Genomic DNA, 18,636 nt, shown 5'->3' with positions numbered 1-18,636 from the left:
CGGGGGCCTGTTCTATTGTGGGCGTCACACAAACCAATGTGGGAGTGAGCCTGCTCGCGATAGCGGTGTGTCAGCCAACAACAATGCTGTATGACACACCGCTATCGCGAGCAGGCTCGCTCCCACATTTTGTGATGTAACCACTCCGGATCGGAGGTTCAGTTACCGCGCTTGCTGGTGATCTGTTTCAGGCGATTACCTTCAAACCGCAGGTATTGATACATCCCGCCATTGGGCCCGTAGGTCCATTCTTCGACCTGAAACTCTTCCCGTCGGTTGGCGCTGCGCTTGTAGCCCAGCAGATCGCGGCTGACCGGTTCACCGCACTTCTGTAGCACTTCGCTGGACCTGTCCCCGACGCTGACCAACTGACTGCCACAGCGCAGGGTATCGGCCGCCGAGGCCTGACTGGCCGCCAGCGCCAGGGTCAGGCTGATCAACACTTGTCTGAACATCACTCGGCATCCAGGTGCATCGGCGTTACCACCCGACCGTCACTTTCCGCCTCGCCCAGTTGGGCGTCGATGAAGTAGACACGGTCATCGGCCATCTGGGCCTTGTCCACCAGGTAATCCTTGATGCTGCTGGCGCGTTCCTGACCCAGTTGGCGCAGCAACACGTCGCTGGTGCTCCAGAATTTGATCACGTCTGCGCGCATTTTTGCGGTGCGTTCTTCCTTGCCCAGATCCTTCCACTCAGCCGGTGGCTGGGTCTTCAGGCGCGTGCGGTAGATCCCTTCCAGCAGCGGACCTTTCTCGCCGTCCGGCACTTGCAGCAATGAAGCCTGGGCCGGAACCTTGTCACCGCGTCGCTGGAGCATTTTGTAGTAGTTGTACTGGTATTCGCGCTCAAGCCGTTGCTCGGCAATCAGCGGACCGTCGCTGCTGGCGGCTGCGGTGCCTTCGATTTCCAGGCGCAGGGCAGGGCGTTCCTTTAGGGCCTGGGACAGTTTGATCAACGAACCCTCGGCGTCCTTGCTCAGCTCACTGGAGCCCGGCGCAAACGAGACAGTGCCCAAATCTTCTGAACCCCCGCCACTGACCAGCCCGCCTATCATTTTGAACGGTGCGGCAGCCGCCTTGACGATGAGGTTGCGCAGGGTCTGCCAGACAATCGGCATGACGCTGAACTGCGGGTTGTTCAGGTCGCCGGTCACCGGCAGCTCAATTGATATCTTGCCGTCGACGTCCTTGAGCAACGCGATCGCCAGTTTCAGCGGCAGGCTCACGGCGTCCGGGCTGTCGACCTTTTCACCCAGTTGCAGTTGCTCGACCACCACTTTGTTTTCGGCCTTGAGCTGGCCCTTGACGATGATGTAGTGCAGGTCGAGATTGAGCCGGCCCTTGCGGATGCGGTACCCGGCGAACTTGCCGGAGTAGGGCGTCAGCGTGGTCAGTTCCACACGTTTGAAACTGGTGGCGATGTCGAGGCTGGCCATCGGGTCGAACGGGTTGACGGAACCCTTGATGGTCACGGGCGCGTAACGGTCGACCTTGCCTTTGATATCGACGCTGGCCGGTTTCGCCTGACGGCTGTCGATGGTGCCGATCTGACCGTTGAGTTGTTGCACCGCCGTGGCGAAGTTCGGGGTCAGGCTGAAGTCGGCGAAGTTCGCCGAACCGTCATTGATCGCAATGCCGCCAATGTGGATGCCCAGCGGTTTGTCCTTGCTGGCGGGTTTGCTGGCGGCTGTCTTGGCAGCTGCGGTGTCGGCCGGTTGCGGGATCAGCAGGTCATCGATGTTGGTGGTGCGGTCATCGTTGATCATGAAACGCACGTAAGGCTGGAACAGGTTGACCTTGTCGATCGACAGGCTGTCGCCATGCTGATAGTTCAGACCTTCGAGCACCAGCTGCTGCCACTTGAGGAAGTCGCGGGTCTTGAGGGTGTCGAGGGTGTGCAGTTGATCGACCTGCGCTTTACCGGTGACGCTGAATGCCAATGGCTCGGTGCTTTTCAGATCGACCGCCAGATCACTGCCGAGCATGCCGCTGCGCAGCTCCAGGCGAATGAGCGGGTTGATGTAGGACTGGGCGACACGCAGGTCGATGTCTTTGGTTTGCACATTCAGTTTGGCGCTGACCGGTGCCAGATTGACCACGCCGTCGGCCATGAGCTTGCCCTGTTTGCCCACGCCGGTGTCGAGCTTGAGGTTAAAAGGCGAGCCGTTGAGGCTGTCGAAATTTTGCAAATCGAGGTTCAGCGGACCGACATCCAGTGCCACGGCCGGTTGTGCCTTGCGGTCGGCCAGATGCACCTGGTAATTGCGCAGTTGCACGTCTTTGAGCAGCACTTGCCACGGCTTGCTCGGTGGCGCGGGTTCGGCTTCAGGCGAATCGGCTGCCGCCGGCGTTTTCGCCGGTTCGGCGTTGGCTTTTACTGCAGCTTTGGATGGTTGGCTGGCGAACAGTTTTTGCCAGTCGAGTTGTCCGTCGGCTTCCAGGGCGGCCCAGGTTTCCAGTTTATTGCTACGGATCTTGCCGACCACCACTTGCTGTTTGGCCAGGTCCACCGTGGTTTCACTGATGTCCAGGCGCTCGAGTTTGGCCAGTGGTCGACCGTCCGGGGCCTTGATGGCAAATGGCGCGACGCTGACGGCGACGTTGCTCAGCAGCAGCTCGGTTTCCTTGGACAAGTTGAGCTTGTAGTCAGTGCTCAGGTTGACGACACCGTCTTCGAGCACCAGGGGCAACGCGTCACGCACATAGGGCCAGAAGGCTTTCATCTTGCCGTCGGTGATCTTGAGCTTACCTTCGGAGGCAATCGGGATCAGGCTGAAGTTACCGGTCCAGTCGAGCTGCCCACCGCCCGGGCCGATGGCCACCAACGTCATGTCGGCACTGTCTTCCGGCAGCGTGCTGAGGTTCTTCAGCTCGAAGTCGAGTTTGTCGTAGAGGAATTCGATGGGTTCGCTGGGGCGCAAATCCTGAAAGTGCACATTGCCGCCCGCCAGTTTGATCCGCTCGATACGCAACGGGAACGGCTTGGCATCCGGGTCGGCCGGAGTCGGTTCGCTGGCGGGGATCTTGAACAGGCCCAGCAGATTGAGCTTGCCGTCCTTGCCGAAAAGGATTTCGGTCTTGGGTTTGTCCATTTCGATATCGGACAGGTGCAGCGCCTTGGTCCACAGGCTGTCGATTTGAAGGTTGGCGTACAGGCGTTCGAAACCGACCTGTTCTTTGCCCGGCTCGCCGATGACCAGGCCCCAGAGGGTCACTTCCAGGCTGAAGGGGTTGAGCTCGATCCGGGAAATCGTCGCGGGCATCGTGGCGTAATTGGCCAATTGCTGGTTGGCGACCCGCAACGCGATGCCCGGCAAAATCAGAAACCCCAGCAGGCTATAAAGGGCCAGAGCAGTCAACAATGCGCCAATAGCGCGAATCAATCCTTTGGGCATGTGTGGCTTCATCTGTCTGAATCGGAGTGCGTTGGAGTATGGCACGCGATTCCGGTTCCGAAGTGAACGCACTCTTCTGGTTTTTCAGAAATTTGCGTAGGAAATTTCCTGCGTGATCAGAGTTGCAGAATCAACGTCTTCAGCGGCGGCTGTTGATCCATGGACGGGAAATCACCGCCCGGCTTCATCACGGTCCACTCACGCACCGGCCGCCCGGCCTTCTCTGCGCAACGTAAAACCTGCTCGCGCCAATCGTCCATGCTGACCTTTGCCAGGTTGTTGCAGCAGATCAGCACGCCGTTCTCGGCGGTGGTCAGCAGCGCGGGTTTGAGCAGGCTCTGGTAGTCGCGCAGCAGGTCGACCGTGCCGAACGCGCTCTTGGCCCAGGCGGGTGGGTCGAGCAGCACCAGGTCGTACTGACGCTGGTCGAGACGCGTGTAACTCGGCAGTTTCTGCCCGCGTCGCTGACTGATCGGCAGCCCCGCCAGTTGGCGGATGGCCGGGAAGTAATCGGACTGGATGAATTCCATGGCCGGCAATTGCGGATTGAGCAGACCGTTCTCGCGGCCGACCGCCAGATTGCCCTCGGCGAAATCCAGGTTGCACACCTCACTTGCCCCGCCGGCCGCAGCACTCAGGCCGACACCACAGGTGTAGGCGAACAGGTTGAGCACGCTTTTGTTTTTGCTGTGCTCCTTGACCCAGCCGCGCGTGTTGCGCAGGTCGAGAAACAGCAGCGGATCCTGGCCGGCATGACGACCGCGAACCCGATAGTTCAGGCCCCATTCATGGCCGATCAAGTCTTGCAGGGCTGCCTCGTCGGCGCGGTAGACGGTGTCTTCGCGGTCGATACGCGAGTTGCCCCGGGAACGGTCGTTGTAGACCAGCAGCGTATCGAGGCCCAGGTGTTGATTGACGGTCTCGTGCAGTTGCAGCAGTGCGTCACGTTCCAGCGCCTGGTGGAAGCTTTGTACCAGCAGTTGCGGGCCGTAGCGGTCGATGGTCAGGCCGCCGGCGCCTTCCTGGCTGCCGTGGAACAGGCGATAGCAATCGGTGCCTTGCTGATGCAGCTCGGCGAGCAGGTCCTGGCGATGATCGAGGGCGGCGCGCAGCGCCTGATTCAAGGAAGACATGCTGTGCGCCTTGCAGGAGGGAATTTGGCGCGGGAGTTTAACAGCATTGGCGTGAAGTCGAGGTGTTGCCATCGCGAGCAGGCTCGCTCCCACAGAGCTAATTGTTGGCTGAGCGTTTTGCGTTTCGCACAAAGCCAATGTGGGAGCGAGCCTGCTCGCGATGCTGTCAGGTGCGTTACTGGTTCAGACGTTTGTCGATCAGCCCCTGCACCACGCTTGGATCGGCCAGGGTCGAGGTGTCCCCCAGACTGTCCAGTTCGTTGCACGCGATCTTGCGCAGGATGCGCCGCATGATCTTGCCCGAACGGGTTTTCGGCAAGGCCGGGGCCCATTGGATCAAGTCCGGTTTGGCGAAACTGCCAATCTCCTTGCTGACGTGAGCCAGCAGTTCCTTCTTCAGTTCGTCATTGGCCTCGGTGCCGTTCATGGGCGTGACAAAGGCATAGATGCCCTGGCCCTTGAGGTCGTGGGGATAACCGACCACGGCGGCCTCGGCGATGCTGTCGTGCAGCACCAGCGCGCTTTCTACCTCGGCAGTGCCGATGCGGTGCCCGGAGACGTTGATCACGTCGTCGATGCGGCCGGTGATCCAGTAATCGCCATCCTCATCACGCCGCGCGCCGTCGCCGGTGAAGTAGTAGCCGGGGTAGGGCTTGAAGTAGGTGTCGACCATCCGTTGCGGGTCGCCATAGACGCTGCGGATCTGCGCCGGCCAGCTGGATTTGATCGCCAGCACGCCGCTGCCGGCGCCTTTGATTTCCTTGCCCGTTTCATCCAGCAGCACCGGTTGCACGCCGAACATCGGTTGGGTGGCGCAGCCGGGCTTGATCCGTTGCGCGCTGACCAGCGGGCTGAGCATGATGCCGCCGGTTTCGGTCTGCCACCAGGTGTCGACGATCGGACACCGCTGTTCGCCGACGACGTTGAAGTACCAGTCCCACGCCTCCGGGTTGATCGGCTCACCGACGCTGCCGAGTAATCTGAGGCTCTGGCGAGAAGTGTCCTTCAACGGCTCTGGGCCTTCACGCATCAGCGAGCGCAGCGCAGTCGGGGCGGTGTAGAAAATGTTGACGTGGTGTTTGTCGATCACCTGCCAGAAGCGCGAACTGTTCGGGTAACTTGGCACGCCTTCGAAGATCAGCGTGGTCGCGCCGTTGGCCAGCGGGCCATAGACGATGTAACTGTGGCCGGTGACCCAGCCGACGTCGGCGGTGCACCAGAAGACTTCACCATCGCGGTAGTCGAGTACGTACTTGAAGGTCATCGCCGCTTGCAGTAGATAGCCGCCGGTGGTGTGCAGTACGCCTTTGGGTTTGCCGGTGCTGCCGGAGGTGTAGAGGATGAACAGCGGGTCTTCGGCGTCCATGGGCTCTGGCGGGCAATCGTCGCTGACGTCGCGTAGCGCCTGGTGATACCAGAGATCGCGACCTTCAACCCAGTCCACTTTGCCTTGGGTGCGCTCGACGACGATGACGGTGCTGACGTTCGGGCAACTTTGCAGCGCCTCGTCGACCTTCTGCTTGAGCGGCACGAATTTGCCGCCGCGCACGCCTTCATCGGCAGTGATCACCGTGCGGCAGTCGGCGTCGAGAATCCGGTCGCGCACAGAGTCTGGAGAGAAGCCACCGAACACCACCGAATGCACCGCGCCAATCCGCGTACAGGCGAGCATGGCGTAGGCCGCTTCGGGAATCATTGGCATGTAGATGCACACGCGGTCACCCTTTTTCACGCCACGGCTTTTGAGCACGTTGGCCAGGCGACAGACGTTGTGATGGAGTTTCTTGTAGGTGATCTGCGCGGATTCGGCGGGGTCGTCGCCTTCCCAGAGGATGGCGATCTGATCGCCGCGTTTTTCCAGGTGACGGTCGATGCAGTTGTAACTGACGTTCAACTTGCCACCGGCAAACCAGCTGGCCTCGCCGGTCTTCAGGTTATAGCGCTGGACGGTGTCCCACAGCGTGCTCCAGTCGAGAAAGCGGGTGGCCTGCTCGGCCCAGAACTCACTGGGGTGCTCGATGGATTGACGGTAGAGGCGGTGGTAGTCGTCTTGACTCAAGTGTGCAGCCCGGCGGACGGCATCGGCTTTGGGGAACGTGCTGATATCGAACATGACGGTTCCTTATTCTTGTTTTGCGACAAGTAATAAAGATGCGCCGAGTAGCGAAAGGGTTCAAGCCAGACACAAAACAACTGTAGGAGTGAGCCTGCTCGCGATAGCGGTGGGTCAGTCAACATCGATGTTGAATGAAAAACCGCTATCGCAAGCAGGCTAACTCCTACAGGGATTGGTGTTGCCCACAGCATTTGTGTTTGGCACAAACCCTGTGGGCAGGCGTCAGATCAACCGCGGTGACGACCGCGGAAGTAGTTGATCAGGCCTTGGGTGGAAGCATCGTCAGCCGGGGTTTCTTCGCTGCCGACCAGGCGGTTGTAAACGCCTTTGCCCAGCTCCTTGCCCAGCTCCACGCCCCACTGGTCGAAGGCATTGATGCCCCAGACCACGCTTTGCACGAAGACTTTGTGTTCGTACATCGCCACCAGCGCACCGAGACGACGGGGGCTGATGCGCTCGACCACGAGGGTGTTGCTCGGACGGTTGCCCGGGATCACCTTGTGCGGCGCGATTTTATGCACGTCTTCTTCGCTCATGCCTTTGTCACGCAGTTCGGCTTCGGCTTCGACAAGGGTCTTGCCGAGCATCAGAGCCTGGCTTTGCGACAGGCAGTTGGCGTACAGCCACTGGTGGTGGTCGGAGACCGGGTTGAAGCTGACAATCGGCACGATGAAGTCGGCCGGAATCAGTTGGGTGCCTTGGTGCAGCAACTGGTGATACGCGTGCTGACCGTTGCAACCCACGCCACCCCAGATCACCGGGCCGGTATCGGTGGACACTGGCGTACCGTCCTGGCGCACGCTCTTGCCGTTGGATTCCATGTCCAGCTGTTGCAAGTGCTTGGTGATGTTGCGCAGGTAGTGGTCGTAAGGCAGGATCGCGTGGCTTTGCGCACCCCAGAAGTTGCCGTACCACACGCCGAGCAACGCCAGCAGCACCGGCATGTTCTGTTCGAATGGCGCGCTCTGGAAATGCTGGTCCATGGTGTAGGCACCGGACAGCAGCTCCTTGAAGTTCGACATGCCGATGGCCAGCGCGATTGGCAAGCCGATGGCCGACCACAGCGAGTAACGGCCGCCGACCCAGTCCCACATCGGGAAGATGTTTTCTTCGCGGATACCGAACGCCACGGCCGCCGCGTTGTTGCTGGATACGGCGATGAAGTGACGATACAGCTCGGCTTCCGAACCGCCCTGAGCCAGGTACCAGGCGCGAGCGGCCTGGGCATTTTTCAGGGTTTCGAGGGTGTTGAAGGATTTCGACGACACGATGAACAGCGTGGTTTCAGCGCGCAGCTTCATGGTCAGTTCGTGGAACTCACTGCCATCGATGTTCGCCAGGTAATGGCAACGCACGCCTTTCTGGGCGTAGGACAGCAGCGCTTCAGACACCAGCTCAGGGCCGAGGAACGAGCCACCGATGCCGATGTTCACCACGTCAGTGATCGGCTTCTCGGTGTAGCCACGCCACAGACCGTCATGGATGCGGCCGACGAGGTCGGTGATCTGGTTCAGCACTTTGTGCACTTCTGGCATCACGTTGACGCCATTCACCGACAGCTTGTCGCCAACCGGGCGACGCAGTGCGGTGTGCAGGGCTGGACGACCTTCCGACGAGTTGACGATTTCGCCGTCGAACAGCGATTTGATCGCGCCCTTGAGGTCGACTTCATTGGCCAGGCCCACCAGCAGATTGCGGGTCTCGGCGTTGATCAGGTTCTTCGAGTAATCGAGAAACAGGCCGCAGCTGCTGAGGGTGAATTGAGTAAAACGCTGCGGATCGGCATTGAAGGCCTCGCGCATGCTGAAATCCTGCATGGCTTGGCGGTGGTCATTCAACGCTTGCCAGGCGGGCAGAGCGGTCACGTCGTGAGGAGTGCGGTAGTACGCCATCGCTGCGGGTTTCCTTTTTACTTGAACGGCTTTTTTGAACACTGAAAATCCCGGCGCGCCGTAGGCAGCGTCCGGTCAACTGCGTCGACACGATTTCAATGACACAGGGCGAATACAGTAAACCTCGCGCTGCGATCTGTCTTGACTTTGTCTAACACGTTCCCGGTACTTTTTTATACACAAAGCAGGGAACGGTTCGACAAACGGGAGGGGCGTCGGTTCGATCAGGCGACCTGAACCGGAATGGCATTGCTGGTGTGGCTCAGTTCATTGCCAGGCGCCATGTAAAGCATGCGCGGTTTGAAGTTGAGCAGCTCGGCTTCGCTGTAATGGGCGTAGGCGCAGATGATCACACGGTCACCGACCTTGGCCTTGTGCGCGGCAGCACCGTTGACCGAGATCATCCGCGAGCCTTCTTCGCCACGAATCGCGTAGGTGGTGAAGCGTTCGCCGTTGTCGACGTTATAAATCTGGATCTGTTCGTACTCACGGATGCCGGACAAGTCCAGCCATTCGCCGTCGATGGCGCAGGAACCTTCGTAATCGAGTACGGCGTGAGTGACTTCGGCGCGATGCAGCTTGGCTTTGAGCATGATGGCGTGCATGAGTGTTTTCCCAGGTCGGAATCGAACGGCGGGCAGTTTGCCCGAAGGCATAAAAGGCAGCAATAAGGGAGCGAAACCACGCAGTTTTCTGTCGGAGCGAAGCTTGCTCGCGAACGCGTCGTATCAGTCGACACAAATGTCGAGTGTGACAGCCTCTTCGCGAGCAAGCTTCGCTCCTACAGGGGGGCGGTGCTTAGGCGGGGGCGTCGAGGTTCAGGTGCAGGTTGTCGATCAACCGTGTGGTGCCCAGGAACGCCGCAACCAATATCACCAGGTCCCGATCTTCCGGAGTCGCTGGGCGCAAGGTTTGTGCGTGACGAATCTCCAGGTAATCGGGGCGCAACCCGGCTGCTTCAAGCTGCTTGATCTGTGCGTCGATCAGCGCCGGGAAATCCCGCTCGCCCTGTTTGATCGCCTCGGCAATCTGGCACAGGCCGCGATACACCACCGGCGCAACGGCGCGCTGCTCTTCGCTGAGGAAACCATTGCGCGACGACAGCGCCAGGCCATCGGCCGCCCGAACGGTCGGTTCGCCAATGATCTGCACTGGCATGTTCAGGTCATGGACCAGGGATTTGATCACCGCCAGTTGCTGGAAATCTTTCTGGCCGAAGACCGCCAGGTCCGGCTGGACCATGTTGAACAGCTTGCTGACGACCGTCGCGACACCTTCGAAATGCCCGGGACGGCTGGCGCCGCACAGGCCTTCGGAGAGTTGTGGGACGCTGACGCGGGTCTGGCCGGCCATGCCGTCGGGGTACATTTCTTCGACGGTGGGCGCGAACAGCAAGTGGCAACCGGCCTGGAGCAGTTTCTCCTGGTCAGCCGCCAGGGTCCGCGGGTATTTGTCGAGGTCTTCGCCGGCGCCGAATTGCAGCGGGTTGACGAAAATGCTGGCGACTACGAAATCCGCCCGTTGGGTCGCTTTGGTAATCAGCGCGACATGACCGCTGTGCAGGTTGCCCATGGTCGGCACGAAGCCGATGCGCTTGCCTTCGCTGCGGGCACGGGCCACGGCGGCCCGGAGTTCGCGTACTGTTTTTACGGTGTTCATGCAGAGAATCCGTGTTCGATCCCAGGGAAAGAGGCGGCTTTGACTTCACTGACGTAGGCGCTCAGAGCTGCGTGAATGCTGGTCTGGCCGTTCATGAAGTTCTTTACGAATTTAGGTACGCGACCGGTAATGGACAGGCCGAGCATGTCGTGCAGGACCAGGACCTGGCCATCGGTGTCACTGCCGGCACCGATGCCGATCACCGGAATGCCCACTGCCTGGGTAATTTCCTGGGCCAACTCGCTCGGTACGCATTCAAGCAACAGCATGGCGGCACCGGCCTGTTCCAACGCGATGGCGTCGGCGCGCATCTGTCGCGCCTGGTTCTCGCTGCGGCCCTGGACTTTGTAACCGCCCAGCATGTTCACCGATTGCGGTGTCAGGCCCATGTGCGCGCACACAGGGATGCCTCGTTCGGCCAGCAGGCGGATCGAGTCGGCGAGCCACAATGCGCCTTCAACCTTGACCATGTGCGCACCGGCCTGCATCAACAGGGCGCTGTTGCTCATGGCTTGTTCGGTGGTGGCGTAGGCCATGAACGGCAGGTCGGCGAGGATCAGCGCATCGGCGTTGCCGCGTTTGACGGCTGCCACGTGGTAAGCCATTTCCGCGGTGGTCACCGGCAGGGTGCTGTCGTGACCTTGCAAAACCATGCCGAGGGAGTCGCCCACCAGCAGCACTTCGACGCCAGCCTGATTGCAGGCGTGGGCGAAGGTCGCGTCATAGCAGGTCAGCATGGTGATTTTTTCACCTTTTTGCTTCAAACCTTGCAGAGTGGTCAGGGTGATGGCTGGCATGAAAAGTTCCTCATTCAGGCGCTTGGAAACTACTGCGAGTAACGCGCGTGATTCTTCGTTAAATACAGGCGCACGCTCTGATGTCGTGCTTTTAAGGCCTGGATTGCGCCCTTCAACGCCGTGTTGGCGGCAGCGGGACGCCTATAGTCGTGAGGAGAACTCGGGAAGTCAATTGCATGTGTTACCGCATTGTTACGCGGGGGGTGTTACCGGGGTAACTGATGCGATTCAGCAGCGGATTCTATGTTCAACACAAAAACCAATGTGGGAGTGAGCCTGCTCGCGATTGCGTCCTGACAGTCAACATCTTCGGTGAATGTTAAGTCGCTATCGCGAGCAGGCTCACTCCCACAGGGGATTTGCATTAATTCGGAGGGAGGCGTTCCAGGCCGACGAACGGGCAGCCGGCGAGTAGTTCTTTCAGGCTGCGGCCATCCGGGAGACGCAGCTCCGCAGGCGCCAGTTCGGCCAGCGGATACAGAACGAAGGCCCGCTCCTGCATATGGTAGTGCGGCACCTTGAGGCGCGGTTCGTCGATCAGCCGGTCGCCAAACAGCACGATGTCGAGGTCCAGCGTTCGTGGACCCCAACGCTCAAGACGCTCGCGGCCTTGTCCGTTCTCGATGGCTTGCAGCGCATCAAGCAGGTCCAGTGGCGGGAGCGTGCTGTCGAGGGCGGCGACCGCGTTGGTGTAACGCGGCTGGCCGGGCAGAAGCGAGTCGCTTTGATAAAACCCGGACACCCCGACCAGTTGGGTTTGCGGCAACTGCGCCAGCGCCTCGACGGCGCTGCGCAATTGTTCGGCGGGGTCAGCCAGATTGCTGCCCATGCCGATGTAGATGCGTTCCATGGATTACTCGCCCGTAGCACTCGGTGCGCCGGCCGCGCGTTTGCGCTTGGCGCCACCGCTGCGACGCCGTTTGCGGGGTGCGCCGGTGCCTTCATCCTTGCCGCTGAGGTCGCGGATCATGTCCCGACGCTCACTGTCATTGGCGTCCTGATAGTCGGTCCACCATTCGCCCAGGCCATCGGTCTGCTCGCCAGCGCTTTCTCGCAGCAGCAGGAAGTCGTAACCGGCACGGAACCGCGGGTTGTCCAGCAACAGGTCGGCACGCTTGCCGCTGCGGCGCGGAAGCCGCTCCTGCATGTCCCAGATCTCGCGGATCGGCATAGTGAAGCGTTTCGGAATCGCGATCCGCTGGCACTGCTCGGCAATCAGCTCGTGAGCGGCTTCCTGCATCGCCGGAATCGGTGGCATGCCACGTTCTTGCAGGCGCAGGACGCGGGCCGGCAGGGCAGGCCACAGCAGGGCTGCAAACAGGAACGCCGGGGTCACCGGTTTGTTCTGTTTGATCCGCAGGTCGGTGTTGATCAACGCTTCGCTGATCAAGGTGTGGGTGTACGTCGGGTTGTATTCCAGCGCCTCGGCACTGGCCGGGAACAGCGGATCGAACAACTGCAGGTCGACCAGCATCTCGAAGGTGTCCGCGGCATGGCCGGAGAGGAACAGCTTGAGCACTTCTTCGAACAGACGGGCTGACGGGATCTCGCGCAGCATCGGCGCCAGGTCGCGGATCGGCAGGGCGCTGTGTTTTTCGATGCCGAAATTCAGCTTGGCGGCGAAACGCACGGCCCGCAGCATCCGTACCGGGTCTTCCTGGTAGCGTTGCTTCGGGTCGCCGATCAGGCGGATCAGGTGATTGCGGATGTCGTGAACGCCATTGGCGTAATCGAGAATGCGCTCGCTGACCGGATCGTAATACAAGGCATTGATGGTGAAGTCGCGGCGTTGCGCGTCTTCTTCCAGCGTGCCGTAGACGTTGTCGCGCAGGATGCGCCCGCTCTCGTTACGAGAAGACTGGTTGCTGTCTTCTTCCTCGTCGTTTTGCGGGTGATTGGCGCGGAAGGTCGCGACTTCGATTATTTCGCGGCCAAAGTGGATATGCACCAGCTTGAAGCGGCGACCGATGATCCGCGCGTTGCGGAATTCGGCCCGCACCTGCTCAGGCGTGGCACTGGTGGCGACGTCGAAATCTTTTGGCGTGATGCCAAGGAGCATGTCACGCACACAGCCGCCGACCAGGTAGGCCTGGTAACCGGCGTTCTGCAGGCGTTCGACGATGTTCACCGCGTAACGGCTGAATTGGGCCTTTTGCAGCGAATGTTGGCCGCTGTTGAGGACTTCAGGCGTACTGCGAATGTGTTGCGTATGACGCTTGGGAGAACGGAATGACTGGAACAACTTCTTCAGCATGGGATGCACTGTTTGAAGGAATGTTCGGCCATAACGAAGAATGACCGCATGATGGGCGGGGATTCTAGCATTTAGTCAGGGGATGGTGTAGGACACAGCAGATATGAGCTGTAAGCCGCAGGCTTCAAGCGGAAAACAAAGCCGATTTGGGTAGGTTTTTCGAATCGTAGAAACTACAAGGGGAGCCGAAGCTCCCCAAGAAAGTAGTTGCATGCTCTATTTTTATTTTTGAGTCGGGCTTTTTGTTTTTATTAAGTGCCCTCGCCATGAAGTGTTTCCTTCATGGCCCTCCCAATCGGGAGCCAAGAGCAAACGGATTGCTTTGGTCGCTGTGCTGCAGTGATCTTTCGATCCAACCAGTTCAGGCACTGTCTTGGGACAGTTTTTTATTATTCTCGGCCTGGTCGTGGGGCAAGCCCCAAATACAACGCCTCTCCAAAAGAATCAGTTAGCTGCGCCTCTCGCCGTCTTGTTTTTATTGTGCGTGAGTCGATTCGTCTTATTTTTATTGTCTTGTGCATTGCTTGTTATTGTTCTTGTACTAAACATATAGCAGGGTGCGTGCCAACTTTTGTGAGGTCCAGCAAAACAAGGGGTTAGGCGGGCTGGCAGGGTTTTCGAGGCCGAAAAAAAGCCGGGACTTCGTTACCGTAAGCCCCGGCTTCTGTTACGTGAAACGACTGAGGTAACAGTTTTTTCACAAAGTCATGTGTTACCCGCACATCAGACAGGCGCGGTTCAGCTCTCGCTGGCAACCCCGGTCTTGCGCCGTGGGATACCCAGGCGCTGACGACGTTCCCACAGGCACTTGCGACTCACCCCGAGTTTGCGGGCCAGCTCGGTTTCCGTCATGTGGTCCTGATGCTCAAGCACGAAGTGCTGGAAGTAGTCTTCCAGCGACAGGTCTTCGGTCGGCTCATGATTGTTGTTGCTGGCGCCGTTGCCCTGTTGCGGCGGCAGACCAATGAAGTCATCGTCTTCCAGGTCGCTCAGTTCGATGTCGATCCCCAGCAGCTCGGCGGAAATCTCCGGGCTCTCGCACAGGATGACGGCGCGCTCTACCGCGTTTTCCAGTTCACGAACGTTACCCGGCCAGGAGTAATGACGGATCGCCTGTTCGGCATCCGCCGCGAATTTCAGGTCGGTGCGGTTGACCCGCGCGCTCTGTCGCGCCAGGAAGGCATTGGCGATCTCGTTGACGTCGGCACCGCGCTCGCGCAGTGCCGGCAATTTCAGGGCGATCACATGGAGGCGGTAATACAAGTCTTCACGGAACTGACCGATCTTCGCCAGGCTCTTGAGGTCCCGGTGAGTCGCGGCGATCAGGCGCACATCGACTTTCTGTGACTGGACCGAACCGACCCGGCGAATTTCGCCTTCCTGCAACACGCGCAGCAAGCGGGCCTGGGCTTCCAGTGGCAGTTCGCCGATTTCGTCGAGGAACAAGGTGCCGCCGTCCGCCGCTTCCACCAGACCGGCACGCCCGGCGCTGGCGCCGGTGAACGCGCCTTTTTCGTGGCCGAACAGTTCGGACTCGATCAGGCTTTCCGGGATGGCTGCACAGTTCACCGAAATCATCGGTGCCTTGGCGCGTTTGGACAGATTGTGCAGGGCGCGGGCCACCAGTTCTTTACCGGTACCGGATTCGCCCTGGATCAGGACATTGGAATCGGTCGGCGCGACTTTGCGGATCTTGCTGTACAGGTCCTGCATCGGCGGGCACGAACCGATGATGCCGATTTCGCCGTTGCTGTTATCAACACCCGGTTTCGCCGCGCCATTGGCCGCTTTGCCGGTGGCAGGTTCACCGCCGGCCGGCAGCGATTGGCGGTCACGCAGGATACGGGCGACAGCCTGGAGCATTTCGTCGTGATCGAAAGGCTTGGCGATGTAATCCACCGCGCCCATCTTCATCGAGTCGACGGCCGAACGCAGGCTGGCGTAGCTGGTCATGATCAGCACCGGAGTGCCTTGGCCGAGTTTGATCAACTCGGTGCCCGGAGCGCCCGGCAGACGCAAGTCGCTGACGATCAGGTCGAACGTGGGAATGGTGAAGCGTTCTTGTGCTTCCTGCACTGAACCGGCTTCGCTGACCTGGTACTGGTTACGTTCCAGCAGGCGGCGCAAGGCGGAGCGGATAATTGTTTCGTCTTCGACGATCAAAATGTGCGGCATTGATTCGATACTCTCGACGGTCTCAGTTCACAGCGGACGTCGCTTCGACATGACGCGGCAAGGTCACCCTAATACGGGTGCCGCGTTGGCTTTGTACATCAGCCGGGCTGTCGATGGTGATTTGTCCATAATGCTCTTCAACGATGGAATAGACCAGTGCAAGGCCCAGACCGGTGCCTTCGCCAGGATCCTTGGTGGTGAAGAAAGGTTCGAACAATCGGTCCATGATGTTCTTCGGAATACCGCTGCCTTCGTCTTCCACGATCAGATCGACCGTGTGTTCGCCGGCTTCGCTCTTGACCCGCACCGCGCTGCCGGGAGGCGAGGCGTCACGGGCGTTTGAGAGCAGGTTGATCAATACCTGGGCGAGGCGTTGCGGATCGCCTTCGACCCAGTGATCGGGGTCGCACAGGTTATAGAACTGCACTTCGAAATTGCGTCGGTTCAGGGCCAGCAAACCGATGGCATCCTGAGCCACTTCAGCCAGACAGACGGGCTCGTCGCTGTGCTGGTGACTGCCGGCGTGGGCGAAGCTCATCAGCGACTGAACGATGCGCGAAACGCGTTTGGTCTGCTCGAGGATCTGACCGCTGATTTCCTTCAGTTCGCCATCGTCTTCGCGTTCTTCGCGCAGGTTCTGCGCCAGGCACGCGATGCCGGTGATCGGGTTGCCGATTTCATGGGCCACACCCGCCGCGAGTCGCCCGATGCTGGCCAGGCGCTCGGAGTGCACCAGTTTGTCTTCGAGCATCTGGGTTTCGGTCAGATCTTCCACCAGCAACACCAGGCCACTGTTACCCGGTGCGAGCGGTTCATCAATGGCCGCTTTGTGCAGGTTCAGCCAGCGGGTCTGGCCATCAAGGGCCAGGTGCTGTTTGTGCAAATGCTCGTCCGGCAGATTGATGAAGCCTTGCAGCAGTTCTTTCCACGGATCGGCGATGGTGCTCAGGCGCGAACCGACCACACGCTGCGCGGCAATCCCGGTCAGCTCCTCCATGGCTTTGTTCCACATGAGGATTTCCTGATCCTTGGCCAGCGAGCAAACGCCCATCGGCAATTCCTGCAAAGTCTGGCGGTGATAGCGGCGCAGGGCATCGAGTTCGGCGGCAAGGCCGGTGAGGCGCGAGTGGTAGTCCTCGAGACGGCTTTCGATAAAGTGGATGTCTTCGGTGACGTAGTTTTCGCCGCCAGCCTTGTACGGCAGGAAGGTCTCGACCATGTCCTGCGCCACGCTCGGGCCCATCAGGCCGGAGAGGTTGGCTTCGATCCGGTCGCGCAAACGGCGCAAGGCATAAGGCCGGCGCTCGTCGAACGGCAGATAGAGATCACGCAGGGCCTGCTCGACTTCTTTCTGTGCGGCCTTGGCGCCCAGAGGCTTAGCCAGTTGCGTGGCGAATTCCTGAGGCGAGGCGGCGTGCAGTTCGCGGCGCTGCGGGCGACGCACGTTGTCCACGGCGCAGGCTTCGGCGGCGCTGGCCTCTTCGGGGCTGGCGTTGGTGAACAGCGAGATCAGGGTGAACATCAGCACGTTGGCGGCCAGGGACGCGATCGCGGCCATGTGCCAACTGGTGTCGTCCAGCACGTAGATCATGTTCAACAGCGGAATGTAGAAGCCCTGCAGATTGCCGACCAGCGGCAACAACATGGTCACCAGCCACACCAGGATCCCCGCCAGCAAACCGGCGATGAAGCCGCGGCGGTTGGCGGTCGGCCAATACAGGACCGACAGGACCCCTGGAAGAAATTGCAGCGTGGCCACAAACGCGACGATGCCGAGGTTGGCCAGGTCCTGTTCGGCGCCCAGCAACAGGTAGAAACCGTAACCGGCCATGATGATCGCAACGATCAGCGCCCGGCGGGTCCACTTCAACCAGCGATAGATGTTGCCTTCGGCCGGCGGTTGGTAGAGCGGCAGCACCAGATGGTTCAGCGCCATCCCGGACAGCGCCAGGGTGGTGACGATGATCAGTCCGCTCGCGGCCGACAACCCGCCGACATACGCCAACAACGCCAAGGCTTTGCTGTTGGCGGCGATGCCGATGCCCAGGGTGAAATATTCCGGGTTGGTAGTGGCGCCGAGTTTCAGTCCGGCCCAGAGAATCAGCGGCACCGCCAGGCTCATCAGCAGCAGGAACAGCGGCAGACCCCAGCTGGCGCTGACCAGCGAGCGCGGGTTGAGATTCTCGGTAAAGGTCATGTGATACATGTGCGGCATCACAATCGCCGAGGCGAAGAACACCAGCAGCAGCGTTCGCCACGGGCCTTCCTGCAAGGGCGTGTGCAAGGCAGCGAGGGCGGTCTGGTTTTGCAGTAGCCACAGTTCCAGCTGTTGCGGGCCGTCGAACACGCCATAAAGGGCATAGAGGCCGACACCGCCAATGGCGATCAGCTTGATCACCGACTCGAAGGCAATCGCGAACACCAGGCCTTCATGTTTCTCACGGGTGGCGATGTGGCGCGAGCCGAAGAAGATCGTGAACAGGGTAATCAGCGCGCAAAAGCTCAGGGCCACGCGATGCTGCACCGGCTCGCGGGTCAGGATGCCGATGGAGTCGGCCACCGCCTGGATCTGCAACGCCAGCAATGGCAGCACGCCGATCAACATGAAAATCGTGGTCAGCGCCCCGGCCCACGTACTGCGGAAACGGAATGCGAACAGGTCGGCCAGCGACGACAGTTGATAGGTGCGGGTGATTTTCAGGATCGGGTACAGCAACACCGGCGCCAGCAAAAACGCCCCGGAGACCCCGAGGTAACTGGACAGAAAACCGTAGCCGTACTGATAGGCCAGGCCCACCGTGCCGTAAAACGCCCAGGCACTGGCGTACACCCCCAGCGACAGGGTGTAGGTCAGCGGATGGCGAATGATCGCCCGGGGGATCATGCCCCGTTCGCTGATCCAGGCGACGCCGAACAGCACCGCCAGGTACGCGGCGCTGATCAGGATCATCTGGGTCAGGCTAAAGCTCATCGGCATCTTTTTGGCTCTGCAGGATGAAGGTCACGACGATCAGAATCAGCCAGAGCAGATAAGGGCGATACCAGGCGCCAGTGGCGTCGATCCACCAATCCATGATGGCCGGGGAGAACAGGTAAATCCCCACTACCAGGAGCAGGACCAAGCGATAGATGTACATCCCGGCCTCTCTTTTTTATGCGCGTGCCCGAAAACGTGCGGCGATGGTAACGGATGGGCGCGCCACTGCAAGTGTG

13 protein-coding genes are annotated in these 18,636 nt (G+C 60.1%); all 13 read right to left on the bottom strand.

Annotation, left to right across the window (positions count from 1 at the left end; genetic code table 11):
- Positions 1-158: 158 nt before the first annotated feature.
- The 13 genes from RHP74_RS26575 to RHP74_RS26515 all read right to left on the bottom strand — a co-directional run bounded on the left by RHP74_RS26575 (position 159) and on the right by RHP74_RS26515 (position 18,560).
- On the bottom strand, positions 159-455 hold the full coding sequence (locus RHP74_RS26575) for a DUF2845 domain-containing protein (protein ID WP_154501766.1): 297 nt from the start codon (positions 453-455) through the stop codon (positions 159-161).
- A complete protein-coding gene (locus tag RHP74_RS26570; RefSeq protein WP_311096684.1) occupies positions 455-3,409 on the bottom strand; it encodes a DUF748 domain-containing protein in 2,955 nt (984 codons plus the stop codon). The genes RHP74_RS26575 and RHP74_RS26570 overlap by 1 nt, the downstream gene beginning before the upstream one ends.
- A gap of 104 nt (positions 3,410-3,513) precedes the next feature.
- Positions 3,514-4,530, bottom strand: a complete 1,017-nt coding sequence (locus tag RHP74_RS26565) for a class I SAM-dependent rRNA methyltransferase (RefSeq protein ID WP_010467591.1) — start codon at positions 4,528-4,530, stop codon at positions 3,514-3,516.
- Positions 4,531-4,705: 175 nt separating this feature from the next.
- Positions 4,706-6,643 carry an acetate--CoA ligase gene (acs, locus tag RHP74_RS26560; RefSeq protein ID WP_311096683.1) on the bottom strand — a complete coding sequence of 646 codons (1,938 nt, stop codon included), beginning with the start codon at positions 6,641-6,643 and terminating at the stop codon, positions 4,706-4,708.
- Positions 6,644-6,873: 230 nt separating this feature from the next.
- A complete protein-coding gene (pgi, locus tag RHP74_RS26555) occupies positions 6,874-8,538 on the bottom strand; it encodes a glucose-6-phosphate isomerase (RefSeq protein ID WP_200667024.1) in 1,665 nt (554 codons plus the stop codon).
- Between the two features lie 224 nt (positions 8,539-8,762).
- Positions 8,763-9,143 (bottom strand): aspartate 1-decarboxylase, encoded by a 381-nt coding sequence (gene panD / locus RHP74_RS26550; RefSeq protein ID WP_003228271.1) that lies wholly within the window; start codon positions 9,141-9,143, stop codon positions 8,763-8,765.
- Between the two features lie 193 nt (positions 9,144-9,336).
- Positions 9,337-10,197, bottom strand: coding sequence for a pantoate--beta-alanine ligase (gene panC / locus RHP74_RS26545; protein WP_010467596.1), 861 nt, complete (start codon positions 10,195-10,197; stop codon positions 9,337-9,339).
- The gene (gene panB / locus RHP74_RS26540; RefSeq protein WP_010467597.1) at positions 10,194-10,994 is read right to left on the bottom strand and encodes a 3-methyl-2-oxobutanoate hydroxymethyltransferase; all 801 of its coding nucleotides are present in this window, start codon (positions 10,992-10,994) and stop codon (positions 10,194-10,196) included. Before panB ends, panC begins: the two co-directional genes overlap by 4 nt.
- 364 nt (positions 10,995-11,358) lie before the next feature.
- Positions 11,359-11,844: a 2-amino-4-hydroxy-6-hydroxymethyldihydropteridine diphosphokinase gene (folK, locus tag RHP74_RS26535; RefSeq protein WP_282411790.1), complete on the bottom strand. Its 486-nt coding sequence runs from the start codon at positions 11,842-11,844 to the stop codon at positions 11,359-11,361.
- Between the two features lie 3 nt (positions 11,845-11,847).
- Positions 11,848-13,248, bottom strand: coding sequence for a polynucleotide adenylyltransferase PcnB (locus RHP74_RS26530; protein ID WP_010467601.1), 1,401 nt, complete (start codon positions 13,246-13,248; stop codon positions 11,848-11,850).
- A 738-nt stretch (positions 13,249-13,986) separates the two neighbouring features.
- Positions 13,987-15,423: a sigma-54 dependent transcriptional regulator gene (locus RHP74_RS26525; RefSeq protein ID WP_010467604.1), complete on the bottom strand. Its 1,437-nt coding sequence runs from the start codon at positions 15,421-15,423 to the stop codon at positions 13,987-13,989.
- Positions 15,424-15,445: 22 nt separating this feature from the next.
- A complete protein-coding gene (locus RHP74_RS26520) occupies positions 15,446-18,400 on the bottom strand; it encodes a sensor histidine kinase (protein WP_031319123.1) in 2,955 nt (984 codons plus the stop codon).
- Positions 18,384-18,560, bottom strand: coding sequence for a hypothetical protein (locus tag RHP74_RS26515; protein WP_003176118.1), 177 nt, complete (start codon positions 18,558-18,560; stop codon positions 18,384-18,386). The genes RHP74_RS26520 and RHP74_RS26515 overlap by 17 nt, the downstream gene beginning before the upstream one ends.
- Positions 18,561-18,636 lie beyond the last annotated feature (76 nt).

The sequence above is a fragment of the Pseudomonas sp. SG20052 genome (assembly GCF_031766055.1).
Taxonomy (GTDB): Bacteria; Pseudomonadota; Gammaproteobacteria; order Pseudomonadales; family Pseudomonadaceae; genus Aquipseudomonas; species Aquipseudomonas mandelii.
This window is presented reverse-complemented; position numbering and strand designations above follow the sequence as displayed.